Origin of the sequence: Paenibacillus sp. V4I9 (genome assembly GCF_030817295.1) — a bacterium.
Taxonomy (GTDB): domain Bacteria; phylum Bacillota; class Bacilli; order Paenibacillales; family NBRC-103111; genus Paenibacillus_E.
In genome coordinates this window covers 1,146,740-1,162,498 of the sequence record NZ_JAUSZE010000001.1, presented here as the reverse complement: position 1 = coordinate 1,162,498, position 15,759 = coordinate 1,146,740, and the positions used below count along the sequence as shown (strand labels likewise).

At 42.7% G+C, this 15,759-nt stretch carries 11 protein-coding genes; 2 read left to right on the top strand and 9 right to left on the bottom strand.

Translation table 11 applies throughout. The annotated features are described in order from the left end of the window. Positions 1–12 precede the first annotated feature (12 nt). A complete protein-coding gene (locus tag QFZ81_RS05700; RefSeq protein ID WP_307447055.1) occupies positions 13–819 on the top strand; it encodes a histidinol-phosphatase in 807 nt (268 codons plus the stop codon). A gap of 52 nt (positions 820–871) precedes the next feature. Here QFZ81_RS05700 and QFZ81_RS05695 read toward each other — a convergent pair whose 3' ends face one another. From QFZ81_RS05695 to QFZ81_RS05685, 3 genes are all read right to left on the bottom strand, one after another. Beyond that, positions 872–3,184 (bottom strand): bifunctional diguanylate cyclase/phosphodiesterase, encoded by a 2,313-nt coding sequence (locus QFZ81_RS05695; protein WP_307447058.1) that lies wholly within the window; start codon positions 3,182–3,184, stop codon positions 872–874. A 185-nt stretch (positions 3,185–3,369) separates the two neighbouring features. Continuing rightward, entirely contained in the window at positions 3,370–4,635 is a 1,266-nt protein-coding gene (locus QFZ81_RS05690; RefSeq protein WP_307447062.1) for an MFS transporter, read from the bottom strand. A gap of 5 nt (positions 4,636–4,640) precedes the next feature. Continuing rightward, complete coding sequence (locus QFZ81_RS05685) at positions 4,641–4,856, bottom strand: GNAT family N-acetyltransferase (protein WP_307447064.1); 216 nt, start codon at positions 4,854–4,856, stop codon at positions 4,641–4,643. Between the two features lie 98 nt (positions 4,857–4,954). Between QFZ81_RS05685 and QFZ81_RS05680 the strand changes: the two genes are divergently transcribed. Continuing rightward, positions 4,955–5,995: a ParB/RepB/Spo0J family partition protein gene (locus QFZ81_RS05680; protein ID WP_307447067.1), complete on the top strand. Its 1,041-nt coding sequence runs from the start codon at positions 4,955–4,957 to the stop codon at positions 5,993–5,995. A 4-nt stretch (positions 5,996–5,999) separates the two neighbouring features. Here the strand turns inward: QFZ81_RS05680 and QFZ81_RS05675 are convergent, their stop codons facing one another. The 6 genes from QFZ81_RS05675 to QFZ81_RS05650 all read right to left on the bottom strand — a co-directional run bounded on the left by QFZ81_RS05675 (position 6,000) and on the right by QFZ81_RS05650 (position 15,706). Further along, complete coding sequence (locus QFZ81_RS05675) at positions 6,000–6,521, bottom strand: GNAT family N-acetyltransferase (RefSeq protein ID WP_307601880.1); 522 nt, start codon at positions 6,519–6,521, stop codon at positions 6,000–6,002. Between the two features lie 35 nt (positions 6,522–6,556). Beyond that, positions 6,557–7,387, bottom strand: coding sequence for a phosphotransferase enzyme family protein (locus tag QFZ81_RS05670; RefSeq protein ID WP_307601878.1), 831 nt, complete (start codon positions 7,385–7,387; stop codon positions 6,557–6,559). 156 nt (positions 7,388–7,543) lie between these two features. Further along, complete coding sequence (locus QFZ81_RS05665; RefSeq protein WP_307601876.1) at positions 7,544–9,049, bottom strand: amidase family protein; 1,506 nt, start codon at positions 9,047–9,049, stop codon at positions 7,544–7,546. 365 nt (positions 9,050–9,414) lie between these two features. Continuing rightward, on the bottom strand, positions 9,415–12,663 hold the full coding sequence (locus QFZ81_RS05660; RefSeq protein ID WP_307601874.1) for a response regulator: 3,249 nt from the start codon (positions 12,661–12,663) through the stop codon (positions 9,415–9,417). A 31-nt stretch (positions 12,664–12,694) separates the two neighbouring features. Next, the gene (locus tag QFZ81_RS05655) at positions 12,695–13,405 is read right to left on the bottom strand and encodes a response regulator transcription factor (protein ID WP_307447082.1); all 711 of its coding nucleotides are present in this window, start codon (positions 13,403–13,405) and stop codon (positions 12,695–12,697) included. Positions 13,406–13,552: 147 nt separating this feature from the next. Then, a complete protein-coding gene (locus tag QFZ81_RS05650; protein ID WP_307601872.1) occupies positions 13,553–15,706 on the bottom strand; it encodes an EAL domain-containing protein in 2,154 nt (717 codons plus the stop codon). Positions 15,707–15,759: the final 53 nt, after the last annotated feature.

Sequence of the window (15,759 nt, the reverse complement as noted above, 5' to 3'; positions counted from 1 at the left end):
AGGTTATTTTCGATGAAATTCGACCTACATACCCATCATGACCGATGTGGACACGCTCAGGATAAAATTCGCGACTATATTGAAGCCGCTATTGCCCGCGGATTGCAAGTCATCGGAATTTCTGACCATTCCCCCTATTTTGGAAGCCCAGATGACCATGCTCAACCTTTAATCGCCATGGCTAAGAGCGAATTCCCACGATATATCGAGGAAGTTCTGCAACTAAAAAAAGAATATGAAGGTAAAATTGATGTACTTCTCGGTGTTGAATCTGATTACTTCCCAGATCATGTCGAGATCTATCGTCAAGAATATGCGAAATACCCTTTTGATTACATTATTGGCTCTGTTCATCTATCAGGTGGTGTCAGCATCTTCAATCGCAACAGGTGGAAAAAACTAAATGAAGAGCAGAAGATCCAGCATAAAGAAGAGTACTATGACCTTATTGCGAAATCTGCACGTTCCGGCATGTTCCATATTCTTGGTCATATCGATGCAATGAAAGGCTTCTATCCAGCCTTCTCTGATATCTCCACACCTAAGGTTAACGAAACGTTGAAGATCATCGGAGAAGCAGGTGTAGCGATTGAGATCAATACTTCCGGCAAAACGAAGGACGTAGGAGGCTGGTACCCTTCCAATGAAATATTGGAGCAAGCGCTGCATTATGGTGTTGAAGTGACCTTCGGCTCTGATGCTCATCTGCCAAGCCGAGTTGCTGATGATTGGGAAGAAGTTAGCAAGACGTTAAAAGAGATCGGCTTCAAACATTGGGTCTATTTCAAAAATAAACAAAAACAAATCGTTCAACTCTAAAAGAGAAAAAATCTCCTTCGCTGCCTTCAGCGGGGGAGATTTTTGTTTATTTTTATTCAATATGGCCAGATGGGTTTGATTCAAGAAAGGCAAGCTTAGGCTGTAAACATTCCTGTAACACAGGCAGTGCTTGCTCGGCAGTCATAGGCCGGTAGAAGTAGTAGCCTTGAATTTGACTGCAGCCATTCGCGACTAAGAAGTCCGCCTGTTCTTTTGTTTCAACACCTTCCGCAATAATTTGCAGTTGAAACGAATTGGCTACGGAAATAATCGCTTTGATCATCGCTCGATCCTTGTCATCCGTTTGTACGCCGCGGACAAATGATTGGTCCAATTTGATTTTGGTGACTGGGAACCTTTTCAAATAACTTAGAGAGGAGTAATGTGTACCGAAATCGTCGACCGATATCGCAATGCCCAGTTGGCGAAGCTTGCTAAGTGCGTCCAGCTGCTCATCCTGCATTGCGAAATTTTCGGTAATTTCCATTTCCAAATACTTAGCTTCCAGGCCTGTCTCCTCTAAAATTTGTTTCACTTTATCAACAAAACGTTCATCATTCAGCTGTTTGACCGATAGATTGACGGAAATAGCTAAAGGTTCAATCGTCATGCTGTGCCAAACCTTCATCTGCTTGCAAGCACCTCTCAGCACCCAATCACCAATACTAGCAATCGTACCTATTTCTTCTGCTAGAGGAATGAAGTCAGCGGGAGAAATATAACCTTTGGTCGTATGATTCCAACGCAAGAGTGCTTCAACACCAATAATTTTGCCCAATAAACAATCTACCTGCGGTTGGTACACAATTTCGAGTTCATTCCGGTCAAGTGATTGACGCAGATGATTTCCCATCTCCAGCTTTGATAGGGAATTCATGGCCATCTGCTGATTAAAGAAGCTGTATGAGCTGCCGCTCTCTTTTTTGGCTATGTACATGGCAATATCCGCATTCTTGAGCAATGCTTCCCAAGTTACACCCCCATAAGGATACTGCACGATACCAATACTGGCACTAATGAAAAAAGAGCGATTCGATAACAAACAAGGCGGCTTTAAGATATCTATTAATTGTTCACAGAAGAGTTGAATCTCCTTCTCACTTGGACAATCTTCTAGCAGGATGGCAAACTCGTCCCCACCAAATCTGGCAAATGTATGAAAGGGAAGGTTAGATTGCCCTATACGATTAGCAACTTCCTGCAGCATAAGATCGCCCATATGATGACCATGCGAATCATTAACCATCTTGAAGTTATCCAGATCAAAGAAAAGCATAGCAAGGGATGTATGATTAATTTCGTTGTGTACAATTTGTTCTTTCAAGATCATTTGAAAATGGGCTCGATTATGTATCCCTGTCAGAACATCATGATAAGCCATATACGATAACATTTGTTCGGATTCCAGCAAGCGTTTGGTTGAATCATACAATTCCTGTTGTCCTGCCAAAAGCTCTTCATTCGCAGCAGTCAAATCCTCATTTGCAAACTGTAACTCTTGTGTGCGCTCATTTACCGCTCCGCTTAACTTATCCCGCTGTCTAACGATATACAGGATAAAGATGAGGCCGATAAGCAGAACAAGCATAAAAGAGCTGCGTATTAATATGATTTGCCGCTTAATATTCTGAACAGCACTTGCCTGCGGCAGCGCAGCAAGCTCCCATTTCGTCTCCGTATGCTCAATGGTGGCTATCATCGGGTTTTCTTGAAAAATAGAATCGTCACCATAGAACGCAGGCTCGCCAGGATTGCGGATGGAAATCTGTAGATCCCCTGTATCTCTATTCTTAATTCCTGCTTCGACAAGTAGTTGATCCAGATTTACACCCACAGATACGAAGCCCCAAAAAACACCATCTTGATAGATTGGCTTTCGAGCGACTAAACCATTAATACCTTGAAGTAATTTAAACGGGCCATTCATTGTCATTTTTTTAGTTTGCAAAGCTTTTGAAATTTGCTGTTGAATATTTGTACGGGGATCCTGCAGCAAATCCCAATTATATATACTTTCGTTACCCTGAATCGGATAAACGAACTTCATAACTCCTTTAGGTGCAATAATTAAATTAAACGTTGATCCCTGAGCGCCATGATAAAGAGATGCAATGAATTCCATGACTTCTTTATCGTCTTTGTTTTGCAAGTAACTCGCATCCACATAAGCTTCCAGGCTTACCATCATATTAAAATTACGGTCAATAACGGATTGTAATGCCAATGCTCTTGAGGATAATTGCGACTGTTCCGTAATTTCAAGCTCATGGAGTAAGGAGTCCTTATACTTATTAAGAACAAACTCTGACGATGAAACTAATATGACGAAAATTAGAGCTATTATCGTGTTTTGAATCATTTTCATGCTACTCTACTCCTAAGTCATATGAAAGTTTTATGTCACAATTCGACATCATTATCCTCTATTATTTCATCTATAAACCTTCCGATGCAATCTTTTTATTGAATTTGGTATTACTTTGCAAAAATGGATGAAAAACAACAAGAAGGACCTAGCCAAAATGGCTAGGCCCTTCTTGTTTTCCGATTTTACAACGCCCTGGCTGTCGTTCCTGTACGTTGAATACGTATAGCCATGATGGCAGCAATCATACATACGAAGCCCGCCATAAGAAAAGGTAGCGAATAGCTGCCGAGCAAATCTCTCAGCAGACCTGCTTCATAAGCAGCAAAGGATGCCCCTAGCTGGTGAGCGACTACAATCCAACCAAAGACCATGCCTGCCTTCTCCTTGCCGAAAATATCCGATGCGATCTTCACGGTTGGCGGAACGGTTGCAATCCAATCTAATCCGTAGAAAACGGCAAAAATAAGAAGCTCCGTATAGCCTAATCCGAGCGCTTGCGGCAGAAAAATAAGCGAAATTCCGCGAAGCCCATAGTACCAAAACAGCAGCCAACGGCCGTCAAATCGGTCGGTCAACCAACCGGACATTGTCGTCCCGACCAAGTCAAAGATGCCCATAAGCGCCAGCAATCCCGCTGCGGTTACTTCAGGAATGCCAAAATCCCCACAGGCGGGAATAAGATGCGTACCAATTAACCCATTCGTGGAGAACCCGCAGAAAAAGAACGTCCCCGCAAGCAGCCAGAATGCCTTGTTCTTACTGGCATCTCGAAGGGTAAGCAGAGGAGTCATAAACAGGTTGCCTTTGAATTCGGCAGGCTTGACGACTTGATCAGACCCATAGGGAGCAGCACCTATGTCATAGGGATGATTGCGCATCCAGATCGCTACAACAGGGATTAACACCGCGATCACAGCGATCGCTGTATAAATGGCATAGCGCCAACCGACGTCCACCGTTATTTTAGCCAGAAGAGGTAGAAATAGCAGCTGCCCTGTCGCCGCGCTGGCTGTCAGAATGCCAACCACTACGCCTTTATTCTGAGTGAACCATCGATTCGCGATCGTGACACCGAGCACGTTGGCAAGTGAACCCGTTCCAAGCCCCACAACGACCCCCCAAAGCAAATGAAACTGCCACAAAGCCGTGATCATAGGCGTCAGCGAAAGGCTGGCCGCGATGCAAATGAGGGAGATCAGCACCACCCGACGGGTACCAAAACGCTCCATCAATGCAGCGGAGAAAGGCCCCATCAGACCATACAAAAAAATATTAATGGAGACAACGGAGGATACATCCGCGCGGCCCCATCCGAACTCTTTTTCAAAGGGAAGCATGAAAATGCTAGGTACCGAGCGTATACCCGCCGATACAATCAAGGTAAAGAAGGTCACCAGGACAACAATCCAGCCGTAATGCAGTTTGGTGCGTTTTGCTAAAGTTCCCACTTTATTTACTCCCATTCTTCTGCCAAAATCCCATAAACCTCATGATCATGAAAGGTATTATAACTGAACTCGGCCTGTCTAATTGTTCCTTCATGCTTGAATTTCAACCTCACCGGAACTGAGCGGCTCTTGAAGTTATCCGTCCAATGGAATAAGGCATCTGCATGCCTGACTTCTAGTATTTTTATTTCGAGTTCATCACTTATTTTACATGAAAACATGATTGACCTCCTATCTAGCACCATGATTAGCATTTCCACGATTTTGTTCCTTGTTATATAATAATCCAAGGACAACCTGAACGAATGGAGAAATGAATATGGATATACATGAAATTCCCATGCATTTAATTGACGAGGATACGGATCAGCCCAGATATCAATTTGATGAAGAGGCGCTCCAAGAATTAATGAAAAGCATCGAGGAGATCGGCTTACTCTCTCCGATTAAAGTGAGAACAACGGCAGACAACCGGTACAAAATTATTTACGGGAACCGGAGATACAAAGCTAGCAAAATGCTGGGACGCCCAACCATGTCCTGTATCGTATCGACCGTAACGGATGAGTTGGAGATTTATTTAGAACAGATTGCGGAGAATCTGACAAGGGAAGGCTTTTCCCCCATTGAGGAAGCCGAGGCCTTCCACAAACTTATGAATGATTCCAAGTTCAGTTCCTCTATTAAATACCTTTCTAGCAAACTTGGCAAGCCGGAAACTTACATCAAAAACAAATGTGATTTGTTAAAGTTTGGAAATTCAGTTAAGAAACTGATAGTAAGCGGCACAGAAATTCGAAAAGACAAGTTGACCGAGGACCAGCTGCTGCCTATCAAAGATTTACCGATCGAGCACCGCGATCCGCTTGCTTTGATTATTGCCAGAGATGAAATGCCTGTTAGTGATGTCAAAAAGATTGCTCGCATGTTCAAAGATAAAGATATTTCAGAGAGCACCAAAGGGAAGCTTCTCTATAAATCAGGTCATGATCTGGTCGAAACTTGGTCCGTCTTTCAAAACAACCGAGCAGAACGCGCCAAGCCTGCAGCTACAAAAGCTCCGACAAAAGTGGAGAAAGCGGAGAAAGCCAAGGAAATAGTCTCGGACAATAAAACAGAAATGCCGGTACAAAGCGGGCTTCCTGCAGCTTCAACTAACCCAACAACTAGCCCAATTCAAGCCAAACTACTGCAAATGCTTAACGCATTTCCTGCACCTAGTGATTTTCAAGTTGCAGCCTTAGACGTCGATGCCCAAGATAAAGAACAATTTCTGAATGATCTCAATACCTTAGTCGGTAATTTGGAAAAGCATTTGGATGCGTGGAAAAAAGTTAGAGAACTTGCCGTTATCCACTAACATCCTAGTCTAGCAATTCAAGTACTTCAAGCTTCTTCGCATAGCAATGCCTTAGAAGACCGCCATACATCAGGCGGGTGAATTGAAGTATGAAGCCTGCTGCTTCTAAGTTTTGACGACTTATTCCATTGTCAGGATGCACGGTTGCGTAGAGGTATAACATACCTTGTTCCCGCGCTCGCTGTTCCCTCAAAGCATGAAAATGCCGCTGCAGACCTTGTCCCCTGACCGATTCATGGACAATAGTTCCTTCTAGAGAAGCAACTCTTGGTAGATCTGCTTCCGGCACTCCAAACTCTCGTCCGAGATTATTGGCACTTAAACCGGGAAATGCGATAACCGTATATGCAACAAGCTTTTCGCCTTGATAAGTGCCATACATCTCTCCCTTGTCTTGGACATATTCGTATAGTGCCTCCAAACGGTCCATCGAATAAAGCGCATCAGAAGGAAGACGTGACACCACGTCCATCATTAATGCTTGTACTTGCGGTATATCTGGTTGCCATAAACGCCTTATTTCCAAGTTGTGATCCTCCTCATGTACCGCTGATCAGTAGGTCACCATGGGTTGCCGAAACCAAGTCTCATTTCGTCCGTCATTGTCATGAGCTTTAATTTCAATCCTGCATACCATGGTGGCGTATTTGATAGATCACTATCCTCCAAAGCTGTTAAGATTCTTGAAAAGCTAAAGAGCTTAGAGAACCTTAGGAACTTTGGAAATTGTTCTATCATTTGCTTGTCTAATGGACATATCGCCTTATAGCCTCTCAGAAAGCTTTCAACCTGGCTGCTGGAATCCCTCTCTGTATTATCCAACACGTCGGCAAGAGCTGCAACAATATCCATCGCATACCAATGATACATAGCATCATCAAAATCAATAACATGAAATTGCGACGTACTTGCATGCCAGAAAATGTTATCCTGTTGAAAATCATAATGAATGAGACCATACTCATGTTTGGATTGTTTTAAAGAATAAAGCCAAATCCTCAGGTTATCCAGCTCCATCAAGGCTTCTTTTTCATGTGGATGATGATCTAATGCCACTGCAATATAATCCAGTCCATCCCGCCAATCCTGACGCTTTATTCCTTTAGCAGGTTCATATACCTGTGACCTTGCATGCAAGCTGCCAAGTGATTTCCCCCATGCCTCCATCTGCGAATCGTTCATTTGATCACAATATAAACTTTCCCCTTCCGCATCACTGAACACAACACCAATATATGCCCCTTCACTTGTCGTTACTCTTTCAACTAGCTTACCCTCGCTAGAACGTATAGGCACAATTGTAGGATAATGAGATAAGGCTAAGTAATTTATGAAATCAAGTTCAGCCTCTACATGCTCCAGAGTCTGTGCTCTTTCAAAAGAAAACCTCAAAAAAAATTCTTACCTTTATTTTCAAATCGATATACGAAGTTAGAGCTTGCTCGCCAAACTTTTAATGTTCCTTCCTCATGCTCCCATAACCGCATGAATGCCTTAGCCACATGATCGTTGGTTAATCCAACAACCATTGTTCTTAGATTCATCATTTTATTCTACCTCTACTTTCGCAGCAGTTGCTAACTCGGGTTGAATGCGATGTTTCGCCGCTTGCTCAAACCCATAAGCAATTTTAATCAAAGTGGGCTCGCTAAAAGCCGTTCCTACAAAAGTGATACCTTGTGGTCCCTTCGTTGTGTACCCGCCTGGTGCGATAATCCCCGTTGCAGCATACCCTCCCGGTACAGTAATGGACGGGTAACCGGCTCTTGCCGCAAGATCAGCCCCACCCACAAATCCTAGAAATAGCAGAGCGTCCAGATGATGTTTCTCTAAAACATGATCAATCCCCTGGTCGCGCGACATCTCTTTATCCCTCTTTTTGCTGTCTAAATAGGCTTGTTCCGTTAATGTCCCGCTCGTTTCCTCTGACCAGATTAAGGTTCCTTGTCCATATTTCAATGCTTGATCTGCATGTGCTTCATTGTAGGCAATGACATCTGCCAAAGAATGAACGGGAATCGAGCCGGGCAACTGGGCTAAATAATCATTCAAGTCTTTCTTAAATTCATACCTCATGACATTACCATCCCAGTCCATCTGTTCGCACGGAAGTTCTACCGGATCAACAATAGTCGCACCCTTTTGTTTCAAAACGGCGATAGCCGCCTCCACAATATCAAGCCGAGCTTTATCTAATTCTTGATAATAAAATCTCGGGATCCCTATTCTAGCTTGCTGCAAATAATTGGCGTCTAAGAATGGGGTATAGTCTAGGAAAGTACACCCCTTACTCGCTAACGTCTCAACATCGTGCTCATCCATGTTGGTTAAAGCGCCGAGCAAAATCGCTGCATCGCTGACCGTTCTTGCTATAGGCCCCGCTGTGTCCTGACTATGAGCAATTGGGATGATGCCCGTTCGGCTTACTAGTCCAATCGTTGGCTTAATGCCAACTAAGCTATTCTGGCTGGAAGGACTGATGATAGAGCCCGACGTTTCCGTTCCAATCGCCGCTGCTGCTAGATTCGCTGCCGTGGCCGCTGCTGAGCCTGAGCTTGAACCGCCTACGAATAATTCGCCAGGGCCGTAAGGATTTAAGGTGAGACCACCTCTTGAGCTATAGCCCGCCCAAATATCGCCTGACATGTAGCCTGCCCATTCGGTCATATTCGTTTTACCAAGCAGCACAGCCCCCGCCGCTCGAAGCTGATCTGCCACGGAGGAATCGGCTGCTGCGAAGGATTCTGCTAATGCGATAGAACCGGCGCTAGTATGCATACGATCGTGTGTATCGATATTATCCTTCAGCAGAATAGGGATACCATGCAGGGATCCACGACTGCCCTTCTCTTTACGTTCTTCATCTAAAGCTTTGGCTATGTCTAAAGCATCTGGATTTATTTCTAAAATGGCATTTAATATGGCGTCATACTTTTCTATGCGGGTTAGATATATATGAACCAATTGTTCCGAAGTAACCCTACCTGTGCTCATTGCTTGCTGCATACTTGCTATATCTGCCTCTATGATCCATTTCTCCAACTCATTTTCCATTCATCTATCTCCTTCTAGTTCATAGTCTTATTAACACTGTTCTCTTGTAGGGTATGAAGTTCCTGTATGTGTAAGTTGGCGAGTTTAATTATAGTTATTTTTGATTAAATTCATCGTTTCAGACAAGATGATCACGCCAACAGTCGTAGCTTACCCGGATACTTGCCTCGCATAACCAACGCTCCTATATATGTGTATGTATAAATAAAATAAGCTAACCTTTTCCAGCCTTGGCTGTAAAAAGAGTTAGCTTTCTTCATGTAATGACACACATAGAAACGTCGCCAACGGTCTTTGCTTCGATTCTTATTGGACGAATGGATGAGCAGCTCACTATCTGAAATTGATATATGAAGTTCCACTCACTAAGAAGCTTCATTTGGGATAAATGTGGTAATACGCTCTATTTCCTCCGCCACTTCGATGAGCTGATCATGGAAATCATCTTTTTGCAAAATGGCAAGTTCCAGGTAGCTTGCTGCTTCATGCAAACGATTTGCGGAAATACTTCCGGCAACTCCGATAAGTGTGTGTATAGCCCTTTTGACAGCCTTCCAATCCTCATCAAGGATACTTAGCGTTAGCTGCTCGACAAAAGTTGTATAATTTTTCTTAAACAACTGAAGCATGACGATTAGAATGCTTTCTTTTCCTTCTAGACGGGCAAGTGCAGCTTGCCAATCTATCGCTTCAATCTGCCTATAAAAATAGATTGTATTCGCCTGACTAGCCCCTATTGAAGTAAACGGTTCTATCCATTTACTAATCACACTAAAGAGACGCTTTATATCCAAAGGCTTACTAATGACGTCATTCATTCCATAACGGATATAATCTTCATGATCCTGTTTAACAACGTTGGCCGTCAGTCCAATGATGGGTATATTCATATAGTTGGGGATTTGACGAATGTACGCTGTCGCTTCAACGCCGTCCATGACTGGCATGTGAATATCCATCAAAATCAAGTCGTATTCGTCGACTTCCAGTTTTTCAATGGCTTCCCGGCCATTTTCCGCTATCGTGATCTCAAATCCATGCTCCTTCAGAAACTCCAAAGCAACCTGCTGATTAATTTCGTTATCCTCCACGAGAAGAATTCGCCCTGTCTTGCTAACTCTAGAGGACTTGGCCTGCAAAGACCTGCCGCTTCTTGGAGATGAGTTGTGCGGATTAAACAAGGATTCCAACGTTTGATAAAGCTCTAAACGGCAAATTGGTTTAACCATGATGGCATCAGGTCTTGCGCTTATCGGAAGTCTCAGCATTTCTTCTTTACCAAGCGGCGAAGTTAAGCATACAACAAGCGTTTGATCTCTTTGGATCGACTCGATAAAAGTATTCCATGTATCTATGCCATACATATCTTCAATTTCCATATCAAGCAGGATACAATCGTACTTGTCGTCATCGGTCCCCAACCCCTTCATCCGTTCAAACATATCTCTCCAGGATGACACCTCCGATACGATCAAGGCAAACGACTCCAAAGTGTCCCGTAAGGTGCTGCGCATCAGGGGATGATCTTCGACCAGCAAAACTTGATACGTCGTATGCTCTTTTGTTAAGTCCCATTCATCTGGATCAGCGAGCTCTATGACTTGAAAAGGCAGTGTAAATTTAAATCTGCTTCCTTTACCCTCTACACTCTCGGCTGTTAATGACCCGCCCATAAGCCCAATCAAATGCTGGCTGATCGTAAGTCCCAATCCTGTTCCCCCATATTCACGACTCGTAGATCCATCTGCCTGAGAAAAAGGATCAAAAATAAAGGCTAAACGATCTGGAGATATACCTATTCCACTATCCTCTACGGTAAAGCTAAGCCTAATTTCTTCTCTGGATGTGTGTGGTTCCAACTCAATTTGGAGCATCACATAGCCCTCTGAAGTAAATTTAATCGCATTGCTGCAAAGATTAAGCAGTACTTGCTTCAGTCTCAGCGGATCCCCAAGAATATGATTGGGCAATTCAGCGGCTGTATTAAAAATAAGCTCGATCTGGCGACTATCGGATAAGACACTCAATATACTGGAGAGTTCCTTGAGAAGCTCATCTAACTGAAAGCTGGTTCGTTCTACTTCGAGTTTTCCCGCTTCTACTTTGGAAAGGTCAAGAACATCATTAATAATGCCCAGCAGTGTATGGGATGAAGATTTTATTTTATGTAGATAATCCTTTTGATGGTCTGAGAGTGAGGTTTTCCCGAGAAGTTGAGAAAGACCAATGATACCGTTCAGAGGAGTTCTAATTTCATGACTCATTTTGGCAATAAATTGGCTTTTAGCTTGATTCGCTTGATCGGCGGCATGCCGCATGGTTACCTCTGTGAAATCATGAACCGTTCCAACAATACCTTCCAATTCGCCACTCGCATCATGATAGACTGAAAGCGTGACACAATAATCTCGAAGAGCACCTGAAGAGGACGGAATACTCATTTCAAATCGTACGTTACCACCATTCCGGATGACTTCTTGGAAATGGGAATCCCAACGAATTTGCTCGGCTTCCGGGAGAAATCCGGTTATTTTTTTGCCCAACATGTCCGCAGCTGTCGCATGGGTCATCAGGGAAACAATTTGATTCACAGAGGTAATCTCGCCTTCCTTCGTGAACCCAAGAATTCCTTCCTGTGAATTCTCTACGAGGATACGATAGCGTGCTTCACTCTCCTGAATACGCCGTTCTGCTGCTGTTCGCTCTGTAATATCTGTCGTAGAGCCGATGATCTCGACCACCTGCTCACCTTCAAATACGGGTTGTAAGGTTGTAAAGGCGATCTTCCCTTTTATTTGGTTCTCATACGCGACTTTGTTCCCCTTCCAGGCTTCTTCGAATTTCCCAAGTATAAATGTTGTGAATTCAGTGGTAAAACATTTGATTGATTGTATATTTTTATTTATTAAATCTTGTGGGTGTAGTCCAAGATTTCGTAATAACTGACCATCGATCATGGTATAAATGAATTGATTATGACTTTTATTAAGTTTAAACGTAATGCCGGGCTGCAGCCGAAGAATATCCACTAACTCTTGTTGGATATGACTTACTTGACTCCTTAGCTCCTCTGCCCTTAAGAAATAGCGGATTAGCGCTGCTGCGAATAAGCCCCCTCCCAAATGCAGAAGTAACGTTGGAATGACTAACCGGGCAACAGGAATATGATAGATTAGTACCATATCAACGAACAAGACACTGATAGGACACATCATTAATAATGTCCATTTTCTCCAATAACCATGAATGAAATGATTAGTTAGCGCGGTACCCGCAAATATGAGTAGTCCTAGTGTAGAGATTCGAAAAAATACAGAAGGATCTATCAGCGTCCTGCCAATAATCATAATCGTTGTGGCAATAAAACCAGAAATTCCTCCACCAATGAATGTAGCCATCAGAATAGCAATCGCTTTTAAATCCAATATATGTCTTGCAGTAACATGTACGCCAAGAAAAGTTAGAATGACACCATAGATCCCATGCAGCAAACCTGCTAGTATGCGATATTTCCATCTAGATGTGGCTTTTAATCTAGGAGAATAGAAAATCTCGATAGACAAGAAAATGAAGACAGCCAGTATCGAGAAATTGTTCAGTAGATCTTTGAGCACTGCTATTCACCTCATCGCTTAATTACACACCTTAAATAGCTGAAAGATGCACAAATTTATAACCAACACCCCATACGGTTTTAATATATTGTGGTTCCTTTGGATTCTGTTCTATTTTTCTACGGAGATTCGTAATATGTACATCAATGGCGCGATCATTCACGATTTCGCCCATCCGATATAAAGTATCTATAAGCTCATCACGTCTAAACACTCTGCCAGGATAGTGAATAAAACGTTTCATTATTTCAAATTCAGAATTGGTGATATCAATTTTTTGATCTTTGATCACAATCAATCTGCGCTCTACATCCAGAGTAAAGTCAGGATATTGTGACTCTGACTCTGTCCCTTCCGACACACCGATAGCCGGAACCTGTATGTCCGCCATACGAAGTGAGGCTTTGATACGTGCTTTTAACTCCTGCATGCTAAACGGCTTACAAAGATAGTCATCAGCCCCAATATTAAAGGCCTCCACCTTCTCCTTAATATTTGTTTTCGTCGATATCACAATAATAGGAACCAAACTTAATCCCCTAATGGCCCCACATAGCTCTAACCCCTCATAATCTGGCAAAACGAGATCCAATAAAATCACATCAGGCTGAAAATGAACGATTTCCCTCAATCCGTCATGTCCATTTACGGATTGCTTCACATCAAATTGATCTTCCGAAAGATACATGCTTATCATTTGTCCTATAATGATGTCGTCTTCGATAATAAGCACCTTAATCACTAAAATCCCTCCTTTATACCTATTTTGTTTCTATCATCTATTATAATATGTCGAATTATGGCAGGTCTACACTATTTTTTACCAGAAATATGAAAAATAAAAAACGCCACAGAACCGACAGTCACTGTCATGGCGTTAGGATGATTCTTATGTATTCGCAATTCGATTGCATGTAAATCTATCAAATATCTCGGGTACTTCGCTTGCTTCTACCGGGCGGCTAAATAAATACCCCTGTACGGTGTCACAATTGAATTCCTGCAGAATCTTTAAATCGTTGTCGTTCTCTACCCCTTCTGCAATCACAACTAGCTTTAGGTTACGTGCTAGCGCAATGATCGTATTTACAATGGCTGCATTGGTAGGATTAATCGAGATATCCTTCACAAAGGATTGATCAATTTTCAAATGATGGATCGGGAATTCTTTCAAATAGCTGAGCGAGCTGTAACCCGTTCCAAAGTCATCCATAGCAATCTTCAGACCCATGTTTCTAAAACTATTTAAAGTCGTTAAGGCAACTTGAACATCCATCGTCATGCTTTCCGTTATCTCTAATTCCAGATATTGCGGTTCGAGTCCTGTCTCTTGAAGTATGCTGTTAATCTGTTCTTTGAGTGACTGATCATAGAACTGCTTAGAAGACAAGTTGACAGCCATTGAAACCTTAGGAAAACCTAACTCCTGCCAGCTCTTATTCTGGCTGCATGCTTCTCTAAGGACCCATTTTCCAATCGGATAGATTAATCCCGTTTCCTCTGCGATAGGAATAAATTCTAGTGGAGATACGCACCCCAGTTCAGGGCTTTTCCACCGAATTAAACTTTCAAATCCGACGATCTGATTTACTAATAGATTGACCTGCGGTTGGTACACCAGAATAAACTCATTTTTCTCCAATGCTTTTCGCAAATGCTTCTCAATCTTAATTCTACGTTCTATTTTCGCATAAATTTGCGAATTGAAATATTGAACTTGATTACCGCCTAGTTCCTTGGCGTATTCCATAGCAATATCTGCAAAACGAATCAGATTATCAGGGTCAATATCGTCTTGTGGATACTGGCTAATCCCGATCGAGGGAGATATATAAATTTCATGTTCTTGGATGCGAATGGGCTGATTAATAGTCTGAACAATGGTATGTGCGAAACCTTCAAGTTCAGCTAACGAATGGTGCTTAACCAAACCAATAAATTCGTCACTGCCCACTCTGAAAACAGAAACATCTTTGATCATGGTACTGTTTTTCAATCTGCGGGCCATAACTTGAAGAATTCTGTCCCCTGTATCATGACCTAACGTTTCGTTGGCCAGCTTGAAGTGATCCAAATTCACGAATACAACAGCAAAACGTTCCTGCTGTGCAATTGCGTCCTCGATCCATTTACTTAACCCATGTCGATTCGGAAGGCCTGTCAGAGGGTCATGATGGATTAAAAAGCGGATTCGTTCCTCCAAGCTTCGCGACTCCGTAATATCTACAGTTAGCGAAATGATTTCTGTCATTACACCATCTCGTTTGATTGGGCGAAGTACGGTTAAGTAATAATAACCATGCCATTCGGTTTCGAAATCAATGACTTCTTCATTGTCCCATGCCGCTTGATAATAGGGAGCCATGAAGTCGGCCTTATCTTGCGGGAAAATCGTAAACAAATCCTTGCCTACCGCGTTATTATCCTTGATACCAAGCCGGTTAAATAGTGAGCCCTGCCAAGTTGTATAGATAAATTTATGATCCTCTTTATGAAATTTAACGAGAAGTCCATTCTGTTGTTTAATTTGATCCTGCAGCTCATCGTGAAAATGAAGCATATCCCCTTCCATTTTAAGTAGGAATGTAAGCATTTCCAAGTGAATTTTGATCGACTGCTCTTTCCCCAACATACTCGTCTCATTCCGTAGGAACAGTTTCTTCCTCATTGCGGTTTTACACCGTAATAGAAATTCTTCTTCCAACAGCGCATTCTGTGTACTTTGGAATAATGTTTCCTTCTGGATAAAGTCCAAAGCCCCTAGCTCCAGGGCTTGCAAAGCAACATTTGAACATTCTTCCGTGCAGCTGCTCAGCATAATAACCGGCACAGGATGGAAGGTCATAATTTGACGCAAAGCAGCTAGTCCATCGAGCTCGGGCATCTCTACATCCAGTGTTACTAGGTCCGGCTGCAGCTCTACAATTTTATCCAGCGCATTGGCACCATTAACCGCGAATCCTACCACTGAAAATTGTTCATCTTGTTCAAAAAGATTCGCAATCCTATTTCTCATTACGATGGCGTCATCAACGATTAACACCCGGTATTTCCTCATTCTTATCACCTAAATTCTTATGAATTCGTCTTTGTCAA

Bases quoted from the DNA above. Each gene is read 5' to 3' on its own strand.
- QFZ81_RS05665 (WP_307601876.1), bottom strand. From the start codon at position 9,049: ATGGAAAATGAGTTGGAGAAATGGATCATAGAGGCAGATATAGCAAGT.
- QFZ81_RS05680 (WP_307447067.1), top strand. From the start codon at position 4,955: ATGGATATACATGAAATTCCCATGCATTTAATTGACGAGGATACGGAT.
- QFZ81_RS05700 (WP_307447055.1), top strand. From the start codon at position 13: ATGAAATTCGACCTACATACCCATCATGACCGATGTGGACACGCTCAG.
- QFZ81_RS05695 (WP_307447058.1), bottom strand. From the start codon at position 3,184: ATGAAAATGATTCAAAACACGATAATAGCTCTAATTTTCGTCATATTA.
- QFZ81_RS05685 (WP_307447064.1), bottom strand. From the start codon at position 4,856: ATGTTTTCATGTAAAATAAGTGATGAACTCGAAATAAAAATACTAGAA.